Source organism: Nocardia coubleae NBRC 108252 (genome assembly GCF_001612805.1).
Lineage (GTDB): Bacteria > Actinomycetota > Actinomycetes > Mycobacteriales > Mycobacteriaceae > Nocardia > Nocardia coubleae.
Genome location: NZ_BDBD01000013.1, coordinates 128,453 through 153,021, shown reverse-complemented (window position 1 = coordinate 153,021; position 24,569 = coordinate 128,453). Strand labels below are relative to the sequence as shown.

The 24,569-nt window shown below is 68.9% G+C and carries 21 protein-coding genes; 11 read left to right on the top strand and 10 right to left on the bottom strand.

Annotated features, from left to right (window positions below; translation table 11 throughout):
* Positions 1–330 precede the first annotated feature (330 nt).
* Positions 331–2,079, top strand: a complete 1,749-nt coding sequence (locus tag NCO8_RS15685; protein WP_439951678.1) for a MinD/ParA family ATP-binding protein — start codon at positions 331–333, stop codon at positions 2,077–2,079.
* Positions 2,080–2,162: 83 nt separating this feature from the next.
* On the opposite strand, the gene NCO8_RS15680 is transcribed toward NCO8_RS15685, so the two are convergent.
* Complete coding sequence (locus NCO8_RS15680) at positions 2,163–3,062, bottom strand: LysR family transcriptional regulator (protein WP_067640403.1); 900 nt, start codon at positions 3,060–3,062, stop codon at positions 2,163–2,165.
* Positions 3,063–3,134: 72 nt separating this feature from the next.
* Here NCO8_RS15680 and NCO8_RS15675 point away from each other — a divergent pair, with 72 nt between their 5' ends.
* Positions 3,135–4,124, top strand: coding sequence for an EamA family transporter (locus tag NCO8_RS15675; RefSeq protein WP_084457207.1), 990 nt, complete (start codon positions 3,135–3,137; stop codon positions 4,122–4,124).
* On the opposite strand, the gene mycP is transcribed toward NCO8_RS15675, so the two are convergent.
* Complete coding sequence (mycP, locus tag NCO8_RS15670) at positions 4,073–5,407, bottom strand: type VII secretion-associated serine protease mycosin (protein ID WP_243750020.1); 1,335 nt, start codon at positions 5,405–5,407, stop codon at positions 4,073–4,075. The two genes, NCO8_RS15675 and mycP, sit on opposite strands and share 52 nt — an antisense overlap.
* 383 nt (positions 5,408–5,790) lie before the next feature.
* Here mycP and NCO8_RS15665 point away from each other — a divergent pair, with 383 nt between their 5' ends.
* The 3 genes from NCO8_RS15665 (at position 5,791) to NCO8_RS15655 (ending at position 9,543) form a co-directional block, all read left to right on the top strand.
* On the top strand, positions 5,791–7,452 hold the full coding sequence (locus NCO8_RS15665) for a hydroxysqualene dehydroxylase (protein ID WP_245655382.1): 1,662 nt from the start codon (positions 5,791–5,793) through the stop codon (positions 7,450–7,452).
* A 68-nt stretch (positions 7,453–7,520) separates the two neighbouring features.
* On the top strand, positions 7,521–8,756 hold the full coding sequence (locus tag NCO8_RS15660; protein ID WP_067640398.1) for a Mur ligase family protein: 1,236 nt from the start codon (positions 7,521–7,523) through the stop codon (positions 8,754–8,756).
* A 70-nt stretch (positions 8,757–8,826) separates the two neighbouring features.
* Positions 8,827–9,543 (top strand): type 1 glutamine amidotransferase, encoded by a 717-nt coding sequence (locus NCO8_RS15655; RefSeq protein ID WP_067494578.1) that lies wholly within the window; start codon positions 8,827–8,829, stop codon positions 9,541–9,543.
* Between the two features lies 1 nt (position 9,544).
* Here NCO8_RS15655 and NCO8_RS15650 read toward each other — a convergent pair whose 3' ends face one another.
* From NCO8_RS15650 to NCO8_RS15635, 4 genes are read right to left on the bottom strand one after another with little or no spacing between them, the layout of a single operon-like run.
* Entirely contained in the window at positions 9,545–9,919 is a 375-nt protein-coding gene (locus NCO8_RS15650) for a type II toxin-antitoxin system VapC family toxin (RefSeq protein WP_067640396.1), read from the bottom strand.
* A complete protein-coding gene (locus NCO8_RS15645; protein WP_067640394.1) occupies positions 9,916–10,167 on the bottom strand; it encodes a type II toxin-antitoxin system Phd/YefM family antitoxin in 252 nt (83 codons plus the stop codon). The genes NCO8_RS15650 and NCO8_RS15645 overlap by 4 nt, the downstream gene beginning before the upstream one ends.
* Positions 10,168–10,217: 50 nt before the next feature.
* Positions 10,218–11,081 carry a transglutaminase family protein gene (locus NCO8_RS15640; protein ID WP_067640422.1) on the bottom strand — a complete coding sequence of 288 codons (864 nt, stop codon included), beginning with the start codon at positions 11,079–11,081 and terminating at the stop codon, positions 10,218–10,220.
* Positions 11,078–13,843 carry a circularly permuted type 2 ATP-grasp protein gene (locus NCO8_RS15635; RefSeq protein ID WP_245655381.1) on the bottom strand — a complete coding sequence of 922 codons (2,766 nt, stop codon included), beginning with the start codon at positions 13,841–13,843 and terminating at the stop codon, positions 11,078–11,080. Before NCO8_RS15635 ends, NCO8_RS15640 begins: the two co-directional genes overlap by 4 nt.
* Before the next feature lie 126 nt (positions 13,844–13,969).
* On the opposite strand from NCO8_RS15635, the gene NCO8_RS15630 reads away from it, so the two are divergent.
* A complete protein-coding gene (locus tag NCO8_RS15630; RefSeq protein ID WP_067640392.1) occupies positions 13,970–14,605 on the top strand; it encodes a hypothetical protein in 636 nt (211 codons plus the stop codon).
* Here the strand turns inward: NCO8_RS15630 and recR are convergent.
* Both recR and NCO8_RS15620 read right to left on the bottom strand, forming a co-directional pair.
* Entirely contained in the window at positions 14,602–15,210 is a 609-nt protein-coding gene (gene recR, locus NCO8_RS15625) for a recombination mediator RecR (RefSeq protein WP_067640390.1), read from the bottom strand. The genes NCO8_RS15630 and recR overlap by 4 nt on opposite strands.
* Positions 15,210–15,524, bottom strand: a complete 315-nt coding sequence (locus NCO8_RS15620; RefSeq protein ID WP_210740525.1) for a YbaB/EbfC family nucleoid-associated protein — start codon at positions 15,522–15,524, stop codon at positions 15,210–15,212. Before NCO8_RS15620 ends, recR begins: the two co-directional genes overlap by 1 nt.
* Positions 15,525–15,763: 239 nt before the next feature.
* Here NCO8_RS15620 and NCO8_RS15615 point away from each other — a divergent pair, with 239 nt between their 5' ends.
* From NCO8_RS15615 to NCO8_RS15605, 3 genes are read left to right on the top strand one after another with little or no spacing between them, the layout of a single operon-like run.
* Positions 15,764–16,312 (top strand): hypothetical protein, encoded by a 549-nt coding sequence (locus NCO8_RS15615; RefSeq protein ID WP_067640388.1) that lies wholly within the window; start codon positions 15,764–15,766, stop codon positions 16,310–16,312.
* Positions 16,313–16,353: 41 nt separating this feature from the next.
* Positions 16,354–17,184 carry a MerR family transcriptional regulator gene (locus tag NCO8_RS15610; protein ID WP_067640386.1) on the top strand — a complete coding sequence of 277 codons (831 nt, stop codon included), beginning with the start codon at positions 16,354–16,356 and terminating at the stop codon, positions 17,182–17,184.
* Positions 17,181–17,531 (top strand): VOC family protein, encoded by a 351-nt coding sequence (locus NCO8_RS15605; protein WP_067640384.1) that lies wholly within the window; start codon positions 17,181–17,183, stop codon positions 17,529–17,531. The genes NCO8_RS15610 and NCO8_RS15605 overlap by 4 nt, the downstream gene beginning before the upstream one ends.
* Before the next feature lies 1 nt (position 17,532).
* Here NCO8_RS15605 and NCO8_RS15600 read toward each other — a convergent pair whose 3' ends face one another.
* Positions 17,533–17,967 (bottom strand): SRPBCC family protein, encoded by a 435-nt coding sequence (locus NCO8_RS15600; RefSeq protein ID WP_067494599.1) that lies wholly within the window; start codon positions 17,965–17,967, stop codon positions 17,533–17,535.
* 215 nt (positions 17,968–18,182) lie between these two features.
* Between NCO8_RS15600 and NCO8_RS15595 the strand changes: the two genes are divergently transcribed.
* Positions 18,183–19,616: an FAD-binding oxidoreductase gene (locus NCO8_RS15595; RefSeq protein ID WP_067640382.1), complete on the top strand. Its 1,434-nt coding sequence runs from the start codon at positions 18,183–18,185 to the stop codon at positions 19,614–19,616.
* Positions 19,613–20,929 (top strand): class I SAM-dependent methyltransferase, encoded by a 1,317-nt coding sequence (locus tag NCO8_RS15590; protein WP_067640380.1) that lies wholly within the window; start codon positions 19,613–19,615, stop codon positions 20,927–20,929. Before NCO8_RS15595 ends, NCO8_RS15590 begins: the two co-directional genes overlap by 4 nt.
* A gap of 30 nt (positions 20,930–20,959) precedes the next feature.
* On the opposite strand, the gene NCO8_RS15585 is transcribed toward NCO8_RS15590, so the two are convergent.
* On the bottom strand, positions 20,960–24,508 hold the full coding sequence (locus NCO8_RS15585; RefSeq protein ID WP_067640378.1) for a serine/threonine-protein kinase: 3,549 nt from the start codon (positions 24,506–24,508) through the stop codon (positions 20,960–20,962).
* Positions 24,509–24,569 lie beyond the last annotated feature (61 nt).

Genomic DNA, 24,569 nt, shown 5'->3' with positions numbered 1-24,569 from the left:
TGTTCGCGCGGCCGGGCCGCTACGCCGCTTCGCGGCGTCCCCTCCTCGAGGTCGGGGAAAGGTGGGGGCTGGGAATGCGGTCGTGGCGGACTTAGGTGTGCTGTCGGACTGGGGGGTGGCGGCCTACCTGCCAGTACACCGGGACCTCACGTAAGGCAGCTCCGTGTTAGCGTTTTAGTGCACATTCAGGCCGACTTTCCTGCTCGAGTCGATCGAGCAAGTGGGGGAACTGTGACCGACAACGACCATAATCCGACTTCTCCGCCCTGGCTGCAGAGTCCGTCGGCTGATACGGCCGACGCTGCGTCCGGTCCCTCCGGGGTGCAGACGGTGCGCGACGACGAGAACGAAGCCGTCGAGGCCGCTGCCGAACCGGCGGCCGAGAGCACCGACAAGCCCGATGAGCAGCCGCCCGCCGAGGCGGAGGTCGGGATCTCCGAGCAGACCGTCTTCCAGCCGGGCGGGTTCGTGCCCGGACCTTTTGCGCAGAACACGTTTTCGGTGCCCGACCCGTATCAGAGCGGTGGCGCGCACCCGGTGGCGAATGCCCCGGAGCAGCAGCCGTGGCCGGGTCAGCCGGGTCAGTATCCGACGGGTGAGCAGCCGTATCCCGGTGCGCCGCCGCAGCATCCGGGCCAGGAACCGCAGGCCGGGTTCGATCAGCCGCAGTTCCCCGGACAGCAGTTCCCGGGCCAGGAACAGCCGCAGTTCCCGGGACAGGAACCGGTCGCGCCGCAGGGCCCGCAGTCGGAGCCGATCTACAGCTGGGCGCCGCCGCCCCCTCCGATGTACCAGCCGCCCATGCAGGGCGGGATGCCGCCGGGTCCGCCGCCGGGCGAGTTCGGCCAGCCGGGTCAGATGCCGTCCGGAGAATTCGGGCAGCCCGGCCAGATGCCGGGTCAACCGCAACCGGGCGAGTTCGGGCAGCCGGGTCAACCGCAACCGGGTGAATTCGGTGGGCAGCCGATGCAGCCGCAGGGGCAGTTCCCCGGTGGCGCGCCGATGGGAGCGCCCGGCCAGCAGTGGGGCGCACCGCAGCAGCAGCCGTTCCAGCCGCAGCACATGACGCAGCCCGGGCAGCCGGGTCATTCGGTCAACGACCTGAATCTGCTGAAGCGGGCGCGTAAGTCGCCGCGCAGCGGGTGGCGCAAGGCTGTGCACAAGGTGTCCGGTGGTGTCATCAACCCGGGTGAGTCGGCGGCCGATGTGGTGCATCGCGACCTCGTCGAGCGGGTGAATCAGCCGGTGCGCGGCGACTACCGGATCGCGATCCTCTCGCTCAAGGGTGGTGTCGGTAAGACGACGACCACCGTCGGCCTCGGCTCCACCTTCGCCTCCCAGCGTGGTGACCGCGTGATCGCCATCGACGCCAACCCCGACCTGGGCACCCTCGCCCACCGGGTGCCGCGCCAGACCCGTTCGACGGTGCGCAACCTGCTCGAGGACCAGAGCATCACCCGCTACTCGGATGTGCGTGCGCACACCTCGCAGGCGCCGAGCCGGCTGGAAGTGCTTGCGTCCGAGCAGGACCCGGCCGTGTCGGAGGCGTTCAGCGAGGCCGATTACCGCAAGGCGATCGGCATCCTGCAGTCGTTCTACAACATCATCCTCACCGACTGCGGCACCGGTCTGATGCACTCGGCGATGGCCGGTGTGCTGGATATGGCGAGCTCGCTGGTGCTGGTCACCTCGCCCGCGATCGACGGTGCGCGCAGTGCGTCGGCAACGCTGGACTGGCTCGACCACCACGGTTACTCCAAGCTGGTCGAGCGCACGGTCGTGGTGGTGAACGCGTCGCGGCGCGGTGCCTCGACGGTCGACCTGGACCAGCTGCGCAAGCTGTTCCTCGACCGCACCCGCGCGGTGCAGGTCGTCCCGTTCGACGACCACCTGGCCGAGGGCGCCGAGATCGACCTCGAACTGGTGAGCAAGCCGACCCGGCGCGCCCTGTTGGAGCTGGCCGCGATGGTCGCCGACGATTTCGGCTACCACGGCCAGCAGCAGTTCCAGCCGGGTATGCAGGCCCAGTTCCAGACCGGGCAGTTCCAGCCGGGCCAGTACCAGCACGGTCAGTTCTGACGTAGTCGGCCGGCGTGGCCTCGCCACGTCGGCCGTCGCACCGCACAGGCCGGCTCGATGCGCGCCTGTCGAGTCGACCGGCCTCAGCGAGTCAGCACGTCCTCCGCGGCTGCCTCGAAGGCCGCGAGCACCGTGGCGATCGCCGGACGGCGATGCGCCTGCGGCCGGGTGACGATCTCGTACACCCGCGCCGCCCGCACCCCGTCGAGCCGCAGCACCGTCAGGTCCGGGTGGGCAACGGCGAATCGTGGCATCAGCGCGACACCGTAGCCCGAGGCGACAACTGTCTCGATCACCCGGAACTCGTTGAGCCGCTGGGCGATCCGTGGTCGCACCCCGGTGACGGTGGCGATGGAGTTGAGCACGTCGTCGACCGGGAAACCGCCGCGCACACTCACCCAGGTCTCGTCGGCCAGTTCCTCCGGCCGTACCGAATCCCGGTCCGCCAGAGGGTGATCCGCCGCGACGACCACGTCGATCGGTTCGCGCATGAGTACCCGCGCGGCGAGTCGTGGCCCGGCAAGCGAGGGTGCGCGTTCGTCGCGGTGGGTGAGCACGATGTCGTAGTCTGCGAGCAGCTTCCACGCTTCGCTCGGCGGCAGATCCTCGTCGCCCGCTACGAGTTGCACACCGCTGTCGGCGAGCGCGGTGAGCACCGGCGGCAGCAGCAGGGCGGCACCGGACGGGAACGACGCCACCCGCACCTGACCACGCGGCGACCCGCGATAGTGCGCCATCTCCGCCACGGCCCGATCCATGGCGGCGAGCACGTCGTCCGCGCGGAGCACGAGGGCCTGCCCGGCGTCGGTGAGCCGCACCCGCCTGCCGTCCGGCTCGAGCAGGGCGACGCCCGCTTCCCTGGCGAGCACCTTCAATTGCTGCGACACCGCCGAGGGTGTCATCGACAGCGCCTCGGCCACCGCGGCGACGGTGCCGCGTTCGGCGAGTTCCCGCAGAATCCGCAACCGGTCGACCGAAAACATGAAGTAAATCTACTTCATTCATCCACTTTAATTCGATTGTCCTGATGATTAGCCGACCGCACGATAGACCATGTGACCACCCGTGACCGCCTGCTCGGCCTGACCGTCGTCGTCCTGTGGGGCCTGAACTTCCTGGCCATCCGCATCGGCCTCGACCACTTCCCGCCGTTCTTCTTCGCCGCCCTCCGCTTCGCCGTCATCGCGCTGCCGGTGCTCGTGTTCATTCCGCGCCCGGCCGTACCGACACGCTGGCTGCTGCTCTACGGCGCCGGTTTCGGCATCGCGCAGTTCGCGTTCCTGTTCACCGCCATGCACCTCGGCATGCCGACCGGCCTGGCCTCACTGGTCCTGCAGTCCTCGGCGCCGTTCACGGTCGTGCTCGGCGCGGTGCTGCTGCGCGAACGGTTGCGGCCGGTGCAGATCGCGGGCCTGGTGGTCGCCGTGCTCGGGATGACGATCATCGGTGCCGACCGCATGGCCCATGCCACGCTGCTGCCGGTCCTACTCACCCTCGCGGGCGGCCTCGGTTGGGCGTTCGGCAATATCGGCGCCCGCAAGGCAGGCGCCGACTCCCCCGGCTTCGACCCGCTGCATCTGACGTTGTGGATGTCGGTGGTCCCGGTGCTGCCGCTGCTCGCCCTGTCGATGGCCGTCGAGGGCCCGACGACCGGTTTCGCGGCACTCGGCTCGGCCTTTGCCGCCGAAACCGGGCCGCCCGCGCTGATCGCCGTCGCCTACATCGCGGTCCTCGCCACCGTCTGTGGTTCCGGGCTGTGGACGTACCTGATGAGCCGCTACCCGGCCGGTACCGTGGCCCCGCTGTCGCTGCTCGTCCCGGTCGTCGGCATCGCCGCAGCGTGGCTCGTCCTGGACGAACAGCCCACGGCCGCAGCCCTTTTCGGTGGCGTGATCGTCATCGCGGGAGCCTTCGCGGCGACCACCGCCAAGGCCCTTCCGGTTTCGACGCCGACCACCGAACCGGCACCTGTCCCGGTCGATGCGGCGGTGGGTCAGTCCCTGCGTCCGCCGAGCGCACGCACGATCGGGAACGAGGCGAGATAGCCGAGCACACACAGCACCACCACGACGCCCAGCCCGATCAACGCCACATTCCGCGCGGTGTTGTCGGGCGCGGGCGGAGTGGGCGGCACGGCCAGCTGCACCTGGCGTCCCTCCGCGCTCGACGGCTTCTTGACCAGTGGAGTCGTCGTGTCGACATCGTGGGTGAGCGCGGCGACGGGGTCGATGGTGCCGAACCCGCCGTAGGGGTTCCAGCCCTCCGGGGTGGAGTGGGTGGTCGCCTGGATGCGATGGATCACCTGGGCGGCGGTGAGATGCGGGAACCGGGCTCGCACCAGCGCCGCCACCCCGGCGACATACGGTGCGGCGAACGAGGTGCCCGCGATATTGCTGTCGCCCTGGTTGGTGACGGTCGCGTACGCGAGCCCACCGCTGTTGGGATCCAGCGACACGATCTGCTCACCGGGCGCCGACACCCCCACCCACGGGCCGGGCACGGTGAACGACGAGGGCTGTCCGTTGAGGTCGACCGACCCGACCGAGAGCACGTATTCGTCGTACCAGGCGGGAGTTACGGCAGTAGCCAACGAATCCCACGGATCCGCACCAGGTTTGAGCGGGTTGATCCCCGGATTGCCGGTGCAGGCCTTGTTGTCGCTGTTGCCTGCCGAGGCGATGATGACCGCGTCCTTCACCGTCGCCGCGTACGCGACGGCCGCACCGAGCTTGCGGTCGTTCATCGTCGGTGAGCCGCAAGCGACTTCGGAGATGTTGATGACGGTGGCGCCCATGTTGGCCGCGTGCACCACGGCCTCCGACAGGCTCGACACATTGCCGACGCCGCCGCCGTTCTTGGGGTCGTTCGGGTCGACCTCGCGGCCCTTGGGCCGGTACGCGCTGGACGACTGCCTGATCCCGATGATCTGCGCCTCCGGTGCGACACCGGAGAAACCGTCCGTCGAGGACGGTTGACCGGCGATGATGCCCGCCACGAAGGTGCCGTGGGCGTCGCAGTCGACGGTGCCGTCGCTGTCGGCGACGTAGTCACCGCCGCCGATGATGTTCGGCAACCGGGGGTGGCGGGCGACGCCGGTGTCGATCACCGCGACGGTCTGTCCCGCGCCACGGCTGAACTGCCAGGCCGGTTCGAGACCGAGGAATTTCTGGGCCGGTGGGGTGGAGGTGGACGGGCTGGTCCGCGTGCTCGTGCACGGGTTCGCCGCTTCGACCTCGGTGTACGGCTTGGGCGCCCCGTCGCCCGGCAGGGCCGAGGCGTCGATGGCGGGCGGCCGGGCCGCGGCGGCGGTCGGCGTGCCGATGCTCACCGAACAGCCGACGATCCCCGCGACGAGAACAACCCGTGTGACTACGTTGTGCGCCCGCCGGCGCCCCCACCAATTCCCACGCACTGCGGCATTGTCGCACATCCGCCACCTACCCGGTTCGCCGGTGAACGGCCGGACCCGATTGCCGAATCGCCGCCGCGACCGGCCGGTGATCGCTAGCATGTGACCGGTCGGTTTCGAGCTCGGCGAACTGCGCACAGGTCGATATAGCCAGGTCTTCGCCGCGCTCTAGAGTGGTGGCAAATAGCAGGCAATACTCGAGCAAGGCAGCTGAACAGCGTATGGCGGAACAGCGGTGGCCCGTATCGCGCAGGAATTTTCTGCACGGCACGGTCGCAGCGGGGGTGGTAGCGGCGGGGGCCGTGACAGGAGTGCCCGCGAAGGCCACTCCACCCGGACGCCGGGTCGCGGTGCTCGGCGGTGGTGTGGCCGGGTTGACGGCGGCGCACGAACTCGCCGAGCGCGGCTTCGAGGTGACGGTCTACGAGGCGCGGGCACTCGGCGGCAAAGCGCGCAGCATCGCCGTTCCCGGCACCGGGCGCGACGGCCGGCCCGACCTGCCCGGTGAGCACGGCTTCCGTTTCTTCCCCGGCTTCTACCGGAACCTGCCCGACACGATGCGCCGAATCCCGGTGCGCGGCAATGCCGATGGGGTGTGGAACAACCTGATCGCCGTGCCCGAGGCGCGGTTCTCCCGGCGCGACGGCGACGACATCTCGCTCGCCCTGCCGGGCACGGGCCTGCCCGTGACCACCGCCGACGCGGTCCGCGAAACCCTCACCGCGACGATCACCACCACCTCGAAAATGCCCGCAAACGAGGCCGCGTATTTCGCCAACCGGCTGCTGGTGTTCAACAGCAGCTGCCAGGCCCGCCGATTCGGGCAGTGGGAGCACACCTCGTGGCGTGACTTCGTGCAGGGGCACACGCGCTCGCACGAGTTCCGCGCCATCGTGGCCCGCACGCTCACCAGCATCATGGTGGCCGCCAAGGAAGACCTGGCCAGCACGAGGACCATCGGCAGCATGGGTGAGCAGTTCCTCGGCAACCCGCTGGGCATCGGCAACGACGGCGGCCTCGACCGGGTGCTCAACAACGCGACCAATACCGCCTGGATCGACCCGTGGGTGGCGCATCTGCGCGGGCTCGGTGTGCGTTTCGAGCTGAACGCGCGAGTGGAGGAGCTCGTCGTGCGCGATCGGCGCATCGCCGCCGCGCGGGTGGCGGGGGTCGGCGAGGTCGACGCCGATTACTTCGTGGTCGCGCTGCCCGTCGAACACGCGCGGACCCTGTGGTCGGCCGACGTGCTGGAGCTGGCGCCGCACTATGCGGCGATGGACCGGCTGCACGTCGACTGGATGAACGGCATACAGATCTATTTCCGGGCGCCGCTGCGCATCTCACGTGGTCACGCGGCATATGTGGATTCGCCGTGGTCGCTCACCTCGATCAGCCAGAACCAGTTGTGGACGCGCAAGCTGCCCACCTTCGGCGACGGTTCGGTGGCCGACTGCCTGTCGGTCGACATCTCCGATTGGCACACCCCCGGCATCCTCTACGGCAAACCGGCCACCGACTGCACGCACGAGGAGATCTTCCGCGAGGTGTGGGCGCAGCTGAGCGAGCATCTCAACGATCGCGAACAGCTGTTGCGTCCCGCCGAGGTGCATTCGTGGTTCCTCGATCCGGGAATCTCCTGGCAGGGGGGCCGCAATGCCAATGCCGACCCGCTGCTCATCAACACCGCCGGTTCCTGGGACCACCGCCCCGAACCGCACGGCCCCATCGAAAACCTTTTTCTCGCAGGTGATTACGTGCGCACCGATGTGGACCTGGCGACGATGGAAGGCGCCAACGAGTCCGCCCGCGCGGCGGTGAACGCCCTGCTCGACGTGGCCGGTTCGGCGGCGCCGCGCTGCGAGGTGTTCCATCTGCGCCGCACGCCCGGCCTCGAACCGCTGCGCGTGATCGATGCCGACCGCTACGCCAAGGGCCTGCCCAACCTGTTCGACGTGCCACTGTGATCGCGACCGGACGCAGCTCACACCGCTCCCGAAAGTCAGCCGTAACACCGCGCACATAGACTCGCGTCGTGGCAGACATCTCGGTGCGTGGGCGCCTGGCCTTGCGAGCGGCGGCGGCAGCGTCGTGGGCTTCGCAGAAGGCGGGCCGCGGCAAGGGTTCGATGATCGGCGGCCTGATCGCGCTGAAAATCGATCCGACGATCATGACTCAACTGGGTCGCGACCGCCGGACGGTGCTCATCACCGGCACCAACGGCAAATCGACGACAACCAGGATGACCACCGCCGCGCTCGGCAGCCTCGGTCAGGTCGCCACCCAGGCCGACGGCGCCAATATGGACGCGGGCATCGTCGCGGCGCTCAGCCAGCACCCCGGGGTGGCGCTGGCCGCGATCGAGGTCGACGAGCTGCATCTGCCGCATGTGTGTGACGCGCTCGACCCCGCCGCCGTCGTGCTGCTGAACCTCAGCCGCGACCAGCTGGACCGGGTCGGCGAGATCAACATGATCGAACGCAAGCTGCGCGCCGGGCTGCAACGTCATCCCGATGCCGTGGTGATCGCCAACTGCGACGACGTGCTCGTCGCGTCGATCGCCTACGACCATCCCAATGTGGTGTGGGTCGCGGCGGGTAGCGGCTGGGCCGTCGACGCCACCAGCTGCCCGCGCAGTGGTGAACCGATCGTCTGGGAGGGTGAGAACTGGCGCTCCACCGGCGCCGATTTCCATCGCCCGCAACCGGATTGGTGGCTCGACGGCGAACAGCTGTGCGGTCCCGACGGTTTCCGCGCGCCCCTGCACCTGGCCCTGCCCGGCCGGGCCAATCGCGGGAACGCGGCCCAGGCCGTTGCCGCTGCCGTGGCGCTCGGCGCCGATGCGACCAAGGCCACGGATGCCACCGGAACGGTGCGTGAGATCGCGGGCCGCTACCGCACCGTCACCGTCGGCGAACACGACGCGCGGCTGCTGCTCGCCAAGAACCCGGCGGGGTGGCAGGAGGCGCTGTCGATGATCGAGCCGTCCTCGGCCGGGCTGGTGATCGCCGTGAACGGGCAGGTGCCCGACGGTGAGGATCTGTCGTGGCTGTGGGATGTGCGGTTCGAGCACTTCGAAGGGGTGCAGGTGGTCGCCTCCGGTGAAAGGGCCACCGACCTGGCCGTTCGCCTGACCTATGCCGGTGTGGAGCACACGCTGGTGCCCGATCCGGTGCGTGCCATCGCGTCGTGCCCCGCCGGGCATGTCGAGGTGCTGGCCAACTACACCGCGTTCCGCGATCTGAATCGTGATCTGGAGGCCAGGGCATGATCGGTCAGCGCCCGGAGGAGGCAGCTTGCGTAACCACGGAGGGCGCCCGAGCACGCCGAGAGGAAACAGCATGAGCGAGTCCACTGTGCGTATCGGGCTGGTGCTGCCCGATGTGATGGGTACCTACGGCGACGGCGGCAACGCGCTCGTGCTGCGTCAGCGATTGCGGATGCGCGGGTACGACGCCGAGATCGTCGAGATCACCCTCGCCGACCCGGTCCCCGATTCATTCGACATCTACACCCTCGGCGGTGCGGAGGATTCCGCCCAGCGCCTGGCGACCCGTCACCTGCAGCGCTACCCCGGCCTGCAACAGGCTGCCGCCAAAGGTGCTCCCGTGCTTGCCATCTGCGCCGCCATCCAGGTACTCGGCAACTGGTACGAGACCTCGGCGGGCGAAAAGGTCGACGGTGTGAGTCTTTTCGACGTCACCACCTCACCCCAGGACACCCGCGCCATCGGTGAGGTGACAACCACGCCCTTGCTCGAAGGCCTCTCCGCTCCGCTCACGGGCTTCGAAAACCATCGCGGCGGAACAACTCTCGGCCCCGATGCGAAGCCCCTCGCCCGCGTCACCCGCGGTGTCGGCAACGGCGTCGGCGACGGCACCGAAGGCGTCGTCCAGGGCTCGGTCCTCGGCACCTACCTGCACGGCCCCGCCCTGGCCCGCAACCCCGAACTCGCCGACTACCTCATCGCCCGAGCCCTCGGCATCTCCCCCACCGACCTCACCCCCCTCGACCTCCCGGTAGTCGACCGCCTCCGCCGCGAACGCCTCCGCGCCTGAGTCAACACCGCAGCGCGGAAACCTCGTACTGCAGGCAGTAGGGGTCGCGGGTGACGAGAACCAGATCCTCGCAGCGAGCCTGAGCGACGAGCATGCGGTCGAACGGGTCGCGGTGGATCAGGGGCAGGCGCGCCGCTTCGATGGCGTGACGCGCGTCTACCGACAGGGGCAGGAATCCGCTGCCGACGACTCGTTCCGGCAGGTCGGGCGGGCCGACCAGCTTCCCCGACGCCTGCTTCATCGCGATCTCCCACACCGAAACCGAGCTGAGGTACACGTCGGGGTCGTGGTCCAGCCGCTCGCGCAGCTCGTCGTTCAGCGCCGGATCATCGGTGAGCCACCACAGGATCACATGGGTATCGAGCAGCAGACTCATGCGCCGAAGTCGCGCGCGATGTCGGCGTTCGTCTCCGCCGAATCCCAATCCGGGGACAGCGTCACCCGTCCGCGCAGTGAACCCCGCGCCGTCCGATTCACCCTGCGCGTCAACGGCACCACCTTGGCGACCGGCGTCCCCGCCCGACTGATCACGATTTCCTCCCCCTGCTCCACCCGCTCGATGATGCGCGACAGGTTGGTCTTCGCGTCGTGAATATTGAACCGCTCCGCCGCGTCCCCAGCCATAACGCCTCCTTAGCTAAGAGGTTAGTCCGACCGCGCTCCAGCGTCTACCGTCAGCCGACCGGGGCGACGTCTACGGAGACGTCGATGGTGGAGGTGGCGGCTTCGGTGTAGATGATTCCGCGGAGGGGGGCTACGTCTTGGTAGTCGCGGCCCCAGGCGAGGGTGGTGTAGCGGTCGTCGGGAAGTTGGTTGTTGGTCGGGTCGAAAGGGAGCCAGGTGGTGGGGGTGGGGAGCCAGACGGCGGTCCAGGCGTGGGTGGCGTCGGCGCCGATCATGCGTTCGCGGCCGGGGGGTGGCTCGGTGGCCAGGTAGCCGGAGACGTAGCGGGCGGCCAGGCCGTGGGAGCGTAGGCAGGCGGCGGCGAGGCGGGCGAAGTCCTGGCAGACGCCTTCGCGGGCGGTGAAGACGTCGGCGACGCTGGTGCTCACCGTTGTCGAGCCGGTGCGGTAGTGGAAGTCGTGGTGGATGCGGGAGTTGAGTTCGGTGATCGCCTCCAAAAGTGGGCGGCCCGGGGTGAAGCTCTGCGCGGCATAGGCTTTGACGTCGGGTGTGATTTCGGGCTGGGTCAGGTCGAGGGTGAATTCGACGGCGAGGGGGCCGGTGCTCGCAGTCGGACGGGCCTGTTCCCAGGGGAGATCGGCGTCCGGTGGTGGGGGTTGGTCGACTTCGACGAGCGATTCGGCGGTCACCACGAGTCGGCGATGTTCCTGTGTCACATGGAAATACGTGGTGGCGTTGCCGTATACGTCGGGGCCTGCCGAGCGGTCGGACGGGCCGGGGTCGATGTGGATGTCGTGGGCGAGCAAGCGCTGGCCGGGAAACTCTCGTGGTGTGAGATACGCACGTCCGTAGGAACTGCTCACCTCATCGGAGTAGGCGTAGGTGGTGTGGTGCAGCACGCGGTAGGTGCTCATCCGACCACCCTCGCGCTGCCCCACAGGGGCTGAATGCCCTGCGGCACGGTCAACTTGGAAGTCTCGAACGATTCGGCCAGCTTGCGCAACCGCAAGTGCACCCCTTCCAGCAGTTCCACCAGTTCGGTGCGCACACCGTCGTCGGCGTGTTCCAGATCGGCGGGGTCGACCCGCCGCACCATGCGTTGCGCGTCGGCGAGCAGGCGTTGCGAACGCGACGTACCCGAACTGCCCGGCAGCGCCTGGAAACCGGTTTCGAGCCGGTCGAGTTGGTACACCAGCGAGCGGGGGTTGGCGGCGTCGAACAGCAACAGATCGGCCAGGGCAACGATCTGCGGCGCCCCACGATGTCTACGCCGGTACATGACCGCCGACTCGGTGGCCGCGAGCACCGCGTCGAACAGCACCTGCTCCTCCTCCGCCGGATGCTCACGCGCGAGCGTCGATTCGAGCAGCGCCGTCAGCGCGAGCCCGCGCTCCACCCGCTTGCCGATCTCCATCACCTGCCAACCCGTGTCGCGCACAAGGGATTCCGCACCGATGCCCGACAGGGCGAGCAGGGCCGCCAGCGACAGCGAATGCACCGACGACATCGCCGTCTCACCCTCGGCACCACGGAATTCGGCCAGCGCCCGGTCCACCGCACCGAGGATCATCCAGGTATCCCCCGACGCCTGGTCGCGCACAGCCCGAGCCGCCGACCCGTAATGGTCGATCGCGTAGGCCAACGACCCGGCCCGCTGCCGATCCCCGGTCAACGCCGCCAGATACCGGAACCCTGCCGCCGATGCCCCGACGACGCGAGACGCCGCGGCCGTTACGTCCGCGACCTCCGAACCGGGAGACGACTCTTCCTCGGCAGCCCTCGGCACGCGAGACACGCCGGTGCTCGACGCCTCCGGCGAGTCCGCACCGGACCCACTGTCGGCAGGCACCCCCGCCGCTCGCTCGGCGGGCTCCTCCATCGCCTCGAGAACACGGTCGGTACCGGTTGTCACCGCGAGCGCGTGCCACAGAACCGGCAGCGCCGCACCGCCTTCCAGCCACGGCCGGTAGCGATAGTCCTGATAGACATCGTGGGTCGCGGCGAGCAGCCGGACCACCGATTCGGCTCGTTCGCCGTAGCGACCCATCCAGAACAGGTCGTTGAGGACGCGCGGGGAACTCACCGCCTCCACCACCGGCGCGGCGCGGCGCGTGCGGTCCTCGTGCGGCAGATCGGCGGCGGCGGGCGCGGCGGCCGGGGCCGCCCGGACCCAGACATCCTTGGCCGCCACCTTGATCGCGACATGACCCGGTTCGCGCCGCAACCACTGCTGGCCGAGACCACCGGCCATCGCCGTGTACCCACCACGCCGCGCCAGCGAGAACAACCGCATCCCCACCGGGGCGGGCGCCAGCCCCGACCGCTCCTGCACCGACGGCGCGACGGAGAATTCGGCGGGTTCCTGACCCACCCACCGCCACGTCTCGGCCTCGATCCGTGCCGCGAGTTCCGCGCGTTCGGCGGCGGTGAGATTCGGCCCGAAGATGGTCGTCCCGTCGACAGCCGAACGGATCACCAGTTCACCGACATGGGAAACCAGATGGGCGCGTTCGGTTTCCATCTCACCCCAGTACGACTGCACCCCGTCGAGCAGCAGTTCCTCACCGAGGACCGTCCGCGCGATCCGTGGCAGGCACACGCTCAGCGCGGGTGATTCGAGCAGCCCGCTGCCGAGGGTGTTGACCACCGTCACCGCTCCGCGCCGCAACACCTCGACCAACCCCACGACCCCGAGCCGCGAATCGGGACGCAAGTCCAGCGGATCGGCGAATTCCGCGTCGACGCGTCGCAACACCACATCGACCCGTTCGAGACTGCCGAGCGACCGCATCCACAGCGCACCGTCGCGCACGACCAGATCAGCGCTCTCCACCAGCGGGAAACCGAGGGTCTGCGCCAGATAGGCCTGGTCGAAGGCGGTTTCGGACTGCGCACCCGGACTCAGCACGACCACAACGGGTTCCGCGCCGTCGGCCGATTCGGGGGCCGCCTCGGCGAGCATCGACCGCATCGCCCGCGCGAACGGGCTCAGCGGACGTGGCCCGGCGTGTTCGAACGACTCCGGGATCGCCGAGGCGACAACGCGGCGGTCGGCCAGCGCGTACCCGGCGCCCGACGGCGCCTGCGCCCAGTCGGCGAGCACCCGGAAGTCACCGTCACCGAACCGGCTGATGTCGCAGCCGTGCAGGAACAACTGATGCGTGCCGGGCACGGTGATGCCGTGCGCGGCACGCACGTACCCGGCACTGCCGAACACCACCTGCGGCGGCAGTACACCGGAGGTGAGCAGCCTGCGCGGCCCGTACACATCGGTGAGCACCTCGTCGAGCACACGGGAACGCTGCACGAGGCCCGCTTCCAGGCGGGTCCAGTCGTCGGCGGAGACCAGCAGCGGGATGGGATCGAGCCGCCACGGTCGGGCGCTGCCGTCGGGGCCGCTGTAGGTGACGCCGTCGTCCTCGATCCGCCTGCGCACCCGGTGATCGATGTCGGCCAGGCCCGCGACACCGCGCTCGGCGAAGGCCGCCGACAGTTCGGCCCACATCGGGCGAACCCGGCCCTGACCGTCGACCAGTTCGTCGTAATAGCCCCGGGTCGGCCCGCCGCATTCGTCGAACGGCGCGTCGGCCCGGCTCGCGGACCGGTACCGGGCGAACTGCTCGGCCACCTGCGCCCGCACGCCCGGCGCGAGTCGCGCCTCATCGAGCTCGGTCACGGGCCCTCCGTATCGTCGCCGGTCGACACCACGTACATCGGCCCCGATTCTCCCCCGCCACCGTCCCGAGCGGAGTGTTCCCGCCCTCGGTGAGTTCGGTCCGAGCACCTACGTAGGGTTGACCAGGTGAGCTACGACCACATCCTTCTGCCGTCGGGCGCGGCCTCCTCCCTCGACGAGATCGACGCCTACCTGACCGCGCAGGAAGGTCTGCCCGAAACCGACGCCATCGCCGAGATCGCGGCCGAACTCAACGCCCGCGACAGCGCGCTGCCCGAGGAGGACGGCTTCCTCAGCAGTCCCGTCAGCGGCCCGACCGGCGACACCCTGTTCGTGCCGTCGCCGTACGACGCGATCGGCTTCGTCCGCAATCTGCTGTTCGACCTGGCCACCCCGCGCGGCTACGCCGTCTACGACCCGCAGCTGTCGTGGCTGATCGATCCCGCCGGGCACATCCCGATCGCCGTCACCCACGGCGGCGCAGGCGAATTCCCTTATCTCACCGAGGAATTGGCGCACCGATGGGTAGCGGGCCTGGCCGCACCGAACCCGTACCTGATCGTCGAACGCGGCGAACAGAGCTACATCCAGACCTACCGCGACCCCGACGGCACCTACACCCTCGAATACCGCGACGGCTCGGCCGACCGGCATTTCGGGACGAAACTCGGCGACGCCGCCGAGGTCGCCCGCATCATCTGGGACTGGACCAACGGCAAACCCGTTGCCGACGAAGCGAACTGGGCCCGGGTCGAGCTCTAGAGCGCCCGGCGACCCGACAGCGCACGACCGAGCGTCAGCTCGTCGGCGAACTCCAGGTCACCACCCATCGGCAGGCCCGACGCCAACCGGGTCACGGTGAGCCCGGGGAAATCGCGCAGCATGCGCACCAGATAGGTGGCGGTCGCCTCGCCCTCGGTGTTCGGGTCGGTCGCGATGATGACCTCGCTCACGTCGACACCGTCGTCCTGATTACCGATGCGGGTCAACAGCTCCCGGATCCGCAACTGGTCGGGTCCGACACCGCTGAGCGGATCGAGCGCACCACCGAGCACGTGGTAGCGACCACGGAACTCGCGGGTGCGCTCGATCGCCTGCACATCCTTGGGTTCCTCGACCACACAGATCATGGTGCGGTCGCGGCGGGGGTCGGCGCAGATCCGGCACAGCTCGCCGTCGGCGACGGTGCCGCACGACACGCAGAACTGCACGCCGTCGCGCACCTTCTGCAGCACGGCCTGCAACCGGTCGATCTCCGGCGGCTCCACCTGCAGCAGATGAAAAGCGATGCGCTGCGCGCTCTTCGGACCGACGCCGGGCAGCTTGCCCAGCTCGTCGATCAGATCCTGTACCGGCCCCTCATACATCAGAAATCAGGCAGTCCGGGCATCGAACCGCCGAGGCCCTGCGACAGCGGGCCGAGCCGTTCGGCGGCCAGCTGCTGCGCGTTGGCCATCGCGTCGTTGATCGCGCCGATCACCAGGTCCTGCAGACCGTCGACATCGGACGGGTCGACGACCTTGGGGTCGATGGTGAGGGCGGTGATCTCGCCGCTCACCTTGATGGTCGCCTGCACGAGACCGCCACCGGCCTGGCCCTGCACCTCCGATTCGGCGAGCTCGGCCTGGGCCTGCATCACGGCCTGCTGCATCTGCTGGGCCTGGGCAAGCAGCGCTTGCATGTCGAACTGACCATCACCGGGTTGCACGAAGGCTCCTGTGTTGTCGGCGGCTGGCGCCGCGGGTTTTCGGCCCCGTGAGCCGCGGCCGACGACCGGATGGTGCATCGGGTGGGGGCTCGGGCCTTGTCCACGTACCAGCCTAGTCGGGGTGCCCGGAGGGCGGTGGCTGGCCTTCGGCGTTGCGCGCGGCCTAGGATCGGGACAGGTCGGGCTACGGGTCAGCAACCCTAGGAGATCGGATGAATGCCATGCGTGCTCGTCTGGTGACCACATCGGCTCTGTGTGCGAGCCTGCTCGTTCTCACCCCGGTCGGCGCCGCCGCCGATCCACCGACACCCGTCGCCGACTACGGCGCCGGATGCGTGCTCGACCCCGGCAATCGTGCCGCGACCATCGACTCACTGCGGTTCCGCTGCAGTGTCGGCCAACAGGACCAGATCTACCGCGACGCGGGCGCCGGTGCGGTGCCGATGGGCGTCACCAACGGCTGGGTGCTCCGTCCGGAACGGCTGGACGGCATCGCGCAGTCGGTGTGGATCGGCAAGGTGTTCCGCACGGGCCCCGACGGCGGCACACTGACGAACCGGGTCACCGGCGCCGGACTCGAGGCCTTCCCGGCCGATGTCTACCGGGCGCCCTCGATCCTCGACGCCGCCCCGGCCTGGGCCCTGAACTACCCCTCGCCGGTCTACGACGAGATCAGAGAGGTCACGCCCGGCGTCTGGCTCGGCTATTCCTGGTGGCGCGGCGGCGGCCTGCTCGCGGCATTCGTGCTCACCCCGGCCTGATCGTTGACCTTCCCGCTACTGGAGGGTGTTGGCTTGTCTCCATGACAGCCACCGTGACGATCGGCGAGTTCGCCCGCCTCACGCTTCTGAGCGTCAAGACGCTGCGCTACTACCACGAGATCGAGTTGCTCGAGCCGGTCGCGGTGGCACCCGGTTCCGGGTACCGCCGCTACTCCGTCGACCAGGTCGAGCAGGCGCACCTCATCCGCAGGCTGCGCGATCTGGCCATGCCGCTGCCACGAATCCGCGAGGTACTCGCCGCGCCCGACCCGACCACGCGCGACGCGACCCTGCGCGAACACCTCAGCGCGATGGAAGCCGAACTGCAGCGCACCAGGGACGTGGTCACCTCGTTGCGCGCGCTGCTCACCGTGCCCGCGCCGATGCTGCGGGTGGAATACCGGATCGAGCCGGCGTGCACCGCGCTCACCCGCACCGACCGGGTCGCCCGCGACGCCATCGGCGAATGGTGCGGTCTCGCCTTCGACCAGCTGTTCCAGACGGTGCTCGCCGCGGGCGTGACACCGGGCGGAATCGCGGGCGCCACCTACTCGACCGAATTCTTCACCGACGAATCGGGCGAGGTGAGCGCCTACCTGCCACTTCCCCCGGGCACGGAACTCACCCCGCCACCCGGCCTCGAACTCACCGACATGCCCGCCCGCCGCTACGCCGTGGCCGTGCACACCGGCGCGTTCGACGACTTCGACCGCACCTACGGCGCCCTCGGCAGCTATGTCGCCGAACACGACGAAGCCCTGGCCGACGAACCGATCCGCGAGCGCTACCTCGTGGGACCGCAGCACACCGACAACCCGGCCGAATACCGCACCGAAGTGTGCTGGCCCATCACCGAAGGAGAAACCCGATGACCCTCGCCATCGCCAATGTCGTCGTCGACTGCCACAACGCGGCCGCCCTCGCCGAGTTCTACGCCCAACTGCTCGACGTGCCCGTCGAACCGGCGGCCTCACCGTTCTTCGCCGAGATCGGCCGGTCGACAGGCATGTCGCCGGTGCTGATGTTCATCCAGGTGCCCGACCGGACGCCGGGCAAGAACGCCGTGCACCTGGACTTCCACTCGACGCAGTGGGCCGATGCCCTCGAACGCGCGATCGGCCTTGGCGGCAAGCACATCGGCGACTTCGACCAGTACGGCGTGCAGTGGGTGACCGTCGCCGATCCCGAGGGCAACCTCTTCGACATCGGCAAATACTGACTCAGGCCAGTTCGCGCTTCAGGTTCTCCAGCAGCTCGGCCTGGATCTTCTTCAGGCCGAGCGGCGCGAAGATGCCCTCGAAGATGCCGCCGATGCCGCCCGCACCCTTCCAGGTGGTGCGCACGGTGACGCGCGAACCGGTGCCCTCGGGCGTGACGGTCCAGGTGTTGACCATCGAGGAGTTGGCGTCGCGCTCGGTGAGAATCGAGTCCGCGACCGTCACACTGGCACGCACGTTGCGCACCCGCTTCTCGGTGGCCTGCAGGGTCCACTCCACCACGGTGCCCGCGCCCTTACCGCCCTCGATCACCTTGTAGTCGCGGTAGTGCGAGGAGAGGATGCGCGGACGAACCGTCTCGTAGTCGCCGATCGCCTCGAGGGTGCGCTGCGGATCCGCCGCGACGACGATCGAACTGCTTGCACTGACCTGACCCACCGTTGACTCCTGTGTTTTTTGGAGCGCTGGCGCGCTCGAGTTCGCGGCCCCGCCGGTCCCGACGATAGGCGGGGCTGGGTTACATCTTGCCTTGCGCCCCACTGCGTTGCCCTGTCAGGTGGGCCGGGAAGAAACAGCTGAGTGACATTTCACCGTGGCGTGCATCTATCTGGTAGCCGGGCGGGCGGGCGCGTACTAGCGTCGACACAGTGGCAGTGAGTCTTTTGGGTAGGGCCGGCCACGAACCGGCCGCACGCGAGTCTGGATACGCCGCGCACCGCGCGGGTGTGGAGCGACTGCTGGCAAGCTATCGCGCCATCCCACCGGGTGCCGTCGTCCGGTTGGCGAAGAAGACATCGAACCTTTTCCGTGCCAGGGCGGCGACGACCGCGCCCGGGCTCGACGTGTCGGGGCTGGGGCAGGTGATCGCCGTCGACCCGCAGGCCAGAACCGCCGACGTGGCAGGCATGACCACCTACGAGGACCTGGTGGCGGCCACCCTTCCCTACGGGCTCGCCCCGCTGGTGGTTCCGCAGCTCAAGACCATCACCCTCGGTGGCGCCGTCACCGGGCTCGGCATCGAGTCGACCTCGTTCCGCAACGGTCTCCCGCACGAATCCGTGCTGGAAATGGACATCCTGACCGGGTCGGGCGAGATCCTCACCGCGACGCCGACCGGCGAGCACGCCGACCTCTTCCACGGTTTCCCCAACTCCTACGGCACCCTCGGCTACTCCGTTCGCCTGAAAATCGAGCTCGAAGCTGTCAAGCCCTATGTCGCGCTGCGGCACGTGCGGTTCCACGACCTGCGCACGCTGGAAACCGAGCTGGAACGCATCGTCACTGAGCGCTCCTACCAGGGCGAACAGGTCGACTACCTGGACGGCGTCGTCTTCAGCGCCACCGAGAGCTACCTGACCCTCGGCGGGCAGACCGACGAACCCGGCCCGGTCAGCGACTACACCGGCATGGACATCTACTACCGCTCCCTGCAGCACGACGACGGCGTGAAGACCGACCGGCTCACCATCGCCGACTACCTGTGGCGCTGGGACACCGACTGGTTCTGGTGCTCACGCGCCTTCGGCACCCAGAACCCGAAGATCCGCCGGTTCTGGCCCAAGTCGTTGCGCCGCAGCAGCTTCTACTGGAAGCTCGTCGCGCTCGACCGCAAGTACCACTTCGACGACCGGCGCCGGGCCCGCAAGGGACTCGCGCCGCAGGAGCGGGTGGTGCAGGACATCGAGGTGCCGGTCCACCGCACCGCCGACTTCGCCGAGTGGTTTCTGCGCGAGATCCCGATCGAACCGATCTGGCTGTGCCCCTTGCGTTTGCGCGAGACCGGCGCCGCCGACGGCAGCCGACCGTGGCCGCTGTACCCCCTCGAACCGCGCCACACCTACGTCAACTTCGGATTCTGGTCGGCGGTGCCCACCGTGCCCGGTCAGCCGGAGGGGGCTGCCAACCGCGCCATCGAGAAGATCGTCTCCGAATTCGACGGACACAAGTCCCTGTACTCGGACTCCTATTACGACGAGGCAGAATTCGCGAAGCTCTACGGCGGCCAGACCTATACCGCATTGAAGAACCGTTACGACCCGGACCAACGACTGCTGAATCTGTATTCGAAGGCGGTGCAACGCAAGTGACGACATTCAAGGACAGATCCGAGATCCTCGCCGAGCTGGGAACCCGGCTCAGCATCGCGGAGGTGTTCGAGAGCCTCATCGACGGTGACATCCCTGTCCGGCTGACGGCCTACGACGGCAGCGCGACCGGGCCCGCCGATTCGCCCTACACCCTCGACATCAAGAACCCGCGCGGCATCAACTACCTGGCCACCGCACCCGGCGACCTCGGCATGGCCCGCGCCTACATCGCGGGCGACATGGTGGCGCAGGGGGTGCACCCCGGTGACCCGTACGACATCTTGAAGGCCATGCAGGACATGAAGTTCCATCGTCCGTCGGCCCTGTCGCTGGTGACCATCGCCCGCTCGCTCGGCTGGGAGCGGCTCAAGCCGATCGCCCCGCCGCCGCAGGAGACTCTGCCGCGCTGGCGCCGCATCGCCCTGGAAGGCTTACGCCACTCCAAGACTCGCGACGCCGAGGCGATCCACCACCACTACGACGTCTCCAACAAGTTCTACGAATACGTGCTCGGCCCGTCGATGACCTACACCTGCGCGGTGTACGGCGACCGCGACTGGACCCTCGAGCAGGCACAGGAGAACAAGTACCGGCTGATCTTCGACAAGCTGCGCCTGAAGGAAGGCGACCGGCTGCTCGACATCGGCTGCGGCTGGGGCGGCATGGTCCGTTACGCCGCCAAGCGTGGCGTGCGCGTCATCGGTGCCACGCTCTCGGCCGAACAGGCGGCGTGGGCGCAGCAGAAGATCGTCGAGGAAGGGCTCGCCGACCTCGCCGAAGTCCGCCACAGCGACTACCGCGACATCGTCGAGGGCGAGTTCGACGCCGTCTCCTCGATCGGTCTCACCGAACACATCGGGGTGCACAACTACCCCTTCTACTTCGGTTTCATCAAGGACAAACTCCGCGACGGCGGCCTGTTCCTCAACCACTGCATCACCCGCCCCGACAACACCCGAACCACCAAGGCCGGCGACTTCATCGACCGCTACGTCTTCCCCGACGGCGAACTCATCGGCTCGGGCCGCATCATCTCCGAGATCCAGAACCTCGGCCTCGAGGTCCTGCACGAGGAGAACCTGCGCGAGCACTACGCCCTCACCCTGCACGAATGGTGCAAGAACCTGGTCGCCAACTGGGACGCCTGCGTCGACGAGGTAGGCGAGGGCACGGCAAAGGTCTGGGGCCTCTACATGGCAGGCTGCCGCCTCGGCTTCCAGCGCAATGTCGTCCAACTCCACCACGTCCTCGGCGTGAAACTGAACAAGAACGGAACCTGGGACGTGCCGTTGCGGCCCTGGTGGCAGCCCTAGTACGGTGACCGGCCCGGGTGACCGGGCCGGTCAAGTCAGCAGTTCGTCGAGGAAATGGCCGGGCATTCCGTCCAGGATCGGATGCTGCTGGGTGTCGTGAGCCTGGGTGCGCAGGACGTGTAGGAGGCCGACCACGCCGGGGCCCGCGTCGAGCAAGGGGCGGGTCCAGCCGAGGTCGGCGCAGGTGCGCAGGACCGGCAGGACCAGGTTGGTTGCCTCGCCGATCCAGCCTGCCGCCGCGAGGCATTCCGCGAGTAGCAGGGTGGCGTCCAGTTCCGCGCGGGGGCGGGATTGTTCGAGGACACGCGAATACAGCACGCGGGCGTGGCGGGCGGCGCGGTCGTCGGCGCGCAGGCGCTGTTCGGTGAGGAGGGTGCGGATTTCGGCGACCTGCCTCGCCTCGGTGATGAGGGCGGCGGCGCCCGTTTTGCGGCGTCCGCCGTTGCCCGACGGGTCGACGACGATCCCGTTGGCGCCGTTGCCCGGCGGCAGCCCGAGGCGCGAGCGTTCCGCACGCACATGGGCGTCGAGGCGGGCCAGGCTGTTGGCCGCGGCCACGCGCGCGCCCTCCTCGAGCCGGGCGGCGGCGGTGTACTGGTCGCCGAGGGCGGCTTTCACGCGCGCTCCGATGACGAAGGTCGCGACGAGGAAGTCGACGGGGCCCACGCGCGTGAGCAGCTGGTGGCTCTCGTCGAGCAGCCGGTCGGCCATGGCCAGGTCACCGCGCCGGTAGGTCACCTCACCCAGCATGGCTGCCGCCACGCGCGCGGCGTCCGAGCGCGGCCCGGCCCTGGTGCGTGCTGTCTCGTAGGCCTCTTCGAGACAGGCGGTGGCCGTGGCGATATCGAGTTGTTCATAGGCCGCGGCGGCGCGGGCGCAGAGCCCGAAGACCGGGCCGAGCGGGTCTTTGGACCGAGCGTGATATTCGGCCGCCCAGTCCTGGGTGTCGGTGGCCGCGGCGAAATCGAACTCGCACAGGCGCACGAACGACATCAGGTTGGCCGCCGTCGAGACGATCCAGTCCGGCAGGCCGTCCGGCGCTTCCAGGCAGGTGGCTAGCTGATCGGCCACGCCCTCGGTGTCGTCGTGGGCCACCCGGTCGGCCGCTTCGAGAACCGTTGCCGCGCAGCGTTCTTCCGCCTGCTCGGGACCGCCGGTGCTGCCCCGGGCCAGCAGATTCGACAGCCTGCCGAGGGCGGTGCGGGCGGTGCCGGACTGTTGCAGGTTCATATTGGCCCGTGCCACCGCCATCAACAGCTTCGACCGCGAACTCACCTGCTGCATGGGCAGTTTCGACACACTGCCGAGCAACGTCGCCAGCCGTGACCCGTCGATGAGGTCCATGCCGCCGCTTTCCAGCAGGTCGGCGGCCAGTTTGAGATCGGTCGCGGCCAGCGCGTGATCCACCGACTTGCGCAGCAATTGATGCTCCGCGTACCAGCGAGCGGCCTTGCGGTGCAGCACCTTCGAGCGCCCCGGGTGGTCGCGTTCGAGACGAGCGCGCAGGTGCTCGGCGAACAGCGGCTGCATGCGATACCACTCCGGATCGTGCGGGAGCCGATGCAGGAACAGCTCGCGCTGCTCGGCCTGCTCCAGCAGAGCGGCACCGTCGGGCACGTCGGCGAGCAGGGTGGCCAGCGAACCGTTCACCCGCTCCACCACCGAGATCGCCATCAGGAATTCCAGCAGGTCCGGTTCCAGCGTGTCGAGTACGTTCTCGGCCAGATACTCGCGCATCCCGTGCCCGCCTTCGGCGAGCTGCACCAGCAGCTGACCGGGATCGGCGGTGCCGCGCAGCGTCAGGCTCACCAGCTGGATGGCGGCGGGCCACCCGTCTGTCGCGGCGTGGATCTGCTCGACCTGTTCGTCGGTGAGCGCGAACCCGTTGCGCTCCACCAGGATCTGGCGGGTTTCCGACTCGGTGAGCCGCAACGCCGCCGCGTCGAGCTCGACCAGCTCGTCGCGCACCCGCAGCCTGCTGATCGGCAATCCGGCCTGGTCGCGGCTGGTCACGACGAAACGCACATGGTGACAACCGTTGTCGAGCAGCGCCGCCATCGCCCGGTGCACGCCGGGGTCCTGCACGCGGTGCCAATCGTCGACGATGACGACCACCGGCCGGTCACTGGCGTGGATCTCGTCGATCAGCGTGGCGATCACGAACGCCACCGCATCGGACGGGCGTTCCTCCAGCACCTGCTCGAGCCCGGCGCCGACATCGGGACGCACCCGCCGGATCGCCTGGATCAGGTGCGCGAGGAACCAGATCTCGCTGTCGTCGTCGGAGTCGATACCGAGCCAGGCCACCGGAATATCGCGGGCGGCGAGGTCGGCGCGCCACTGGGTGGCGACGGTGCTCTTGCCGAAGCCGGCGGGCGCGTGGATCAGCGCGAGCCTGCGCAGACCACCCGAACGCAGGATGTCGAGCAGTCGCGGTCGGGGGAAGGGATCTCGCGCCGGGGTCGGCGGGCGGAACTTGGTCGCGGCGGTGGGCGGCAGGGTGCCGGTGGTCGGCTTGTGCACCGACACCGACGCGCCCGCCGGCTGCAGGGTGAGCGGCCAGCTGCGGCGCGCGGTGACCGCTTTGAGGGCTTCCGGTGGTGGCTCGGCGAGCTCGTCGCCGGTGACGAGCAGCGCCATCTCGTCGGGCATCTGACCGTGGGCGCGCTGCACGTCGCGCAGGAGTTCGCCGAATTCGTAGGCCGAGGCCGGGCGATCGGCCGGGTCCTGGGCCATGGCCTTTTCGATGGCGGCGGCCACATCGGCGGGGAAGTCCTTGGCGCGCAGGTCGGGGACGGCCTGCGTGGTGATGCGCAGGAACTGGGCGACGACCTTCTCCCCCGCCTGCCGCTCGAACGCGGCATGGCCGGTGAGCAGCGCGAACAGGGTGGCGCCGAGCCCATAGATATCGGACTGCACGGTCGGTTCATGGCCTTTGAGTACCTCGGGGGCCGTGAACGCGGGCGAACCGGTGATGAGGCTGCTCGAGGTCTGGAAGCCGCCGGGAATGCGGGCGATACCGAAATCGGTGAGCTGCGGTTCGCCGTAACCGCTGATGAGGACGTTGGCCGGCTTCACATCGCGATGCAGGATGCCCGCCCGGTGCGCCGACTCGATCGCCGCCGCCAGCTTCACGCCGGCGCGCAGGGTGTCTTCCCAGGTGAGCGGGCCGCGATCGTGGATGAGACGCTCCAGCGAGCCGCGCGGGCAGTACGGCATCACGATCAGCGGCAGGCCGGTGCCCGTGACGTCGACCTGCAGGATATCGACGATATTCGGGTGGCCCGACAGCCTGCCCATGGCCTGTTCCTCGCGCAGGAACCGCTCGCGGCTCTCCTGATCGATCTCCGAGGACAGCACCTTCACCGCGACGACGCGATCCAGCGCGGGCTGCACCGCCCGATACACCACACCGAACCCGCCGCGCCCGATCTCGGTGGCGTCGGTCAACCCCATCGCGTCGAGTTCGGCGACCACGGCCTCGTCGGTCTCACCCGGCGCGGTGGTCCGTTGCGTATCGGTCCCGACCGGCGACGATCCGGGTCGCCCATCCTGGATGCGCGTCGGCTCCGGTTCCATGTGACCACCTCTCGATTCGAAATGGCGTCACCGGTCTTACATATCCAAGCTAGCGCGATCC

What these genes read in the sequence shown, in the direction of transcription:
- NCO8_RS15680 (WP_067640403.1), bottom strand. Translation starts at nt 3,062, where the DNA reads ATGTTTTCGGTCGACCGGTTGCGGATTCTGCGGGAACTCGCCGAACGC.
- NCO8_RS15655 (WP_067494578.1), top strand. Translation starts at nt 8,827, where the DNA reads ATGAGCGAGTCCACTGTGCGTATCGGGCTGGTGCTGCCCGATGTGATG.
- NCO8_RS15650 (WP_067640396.1), bottom strand. Translation starts at nt 9,919, where the DNA reads ATGAGTCTGCTGCTCGATACCCATGTGATCCTGTGGTGGCTCACCGAT.
- NCO8_RS15645 (WP_067640394.1), bottom strand. Translation starts at nt 10,167, where the DNA reads ATGGCTGGGGACGCGGCGGAGCGGTTCAATATTCACGACGCGAAGACC.
- NCO8_RS15640 (WP_067640422.1), bottom strand. Translation starts at nt 11,081, where the DNA reads ATGAGCACCTACCGCGTGCTGCACCACACCACCTACGCCTACTCCGAT.
- recR (WP_067640390.1), bottom strand. Translation starts at nt 15,210, where the DNA reads ATGTATGAGGGGCCGGTACAGGATCTGATCGACGAGCTGGGCAAGCTG.
- NCO8_RS15620 (WP_210740525.1), bottom strand. Translation starts at nt 15,524, where the DNA reads ATGCAAGCGCTGCTTGCCCAGGCCCAGCAGATGCAGCAGGCCGTGATG.
- NCO8_RS15615 (WP_067640388.1), top strand. Translation starts at nt 15,764, where the DNA reads ATGAATGCCATGCGTGCTCGTCTGGTGACCACATCGGCTCTGTGTGCG.
- NCO8_RS15610 (WP_067640386.1), top strand. Translation starts at nt 16,354, where the DNA reads ATGACAGCCACCGTGACGATCGGCGAGTTCGCCCGCCTCACGCTTCTG.
- NCO8_RS15605 (WP_067640384.1), top strand. Translation starts at nt 17,181, where the DNA reads ATGACCCTCGCCATCGCCAATGTCGTCGTCGACTGCCACAACGCGGCC.
- NCO8_RS15585 (WP_067640378.1), bottom strand. Translation starts at nt 24,508, where the DNA reads ATGGAACCGGAGCCGACGCGCATCCAGGATGGGCGACCCGGATCGTCG.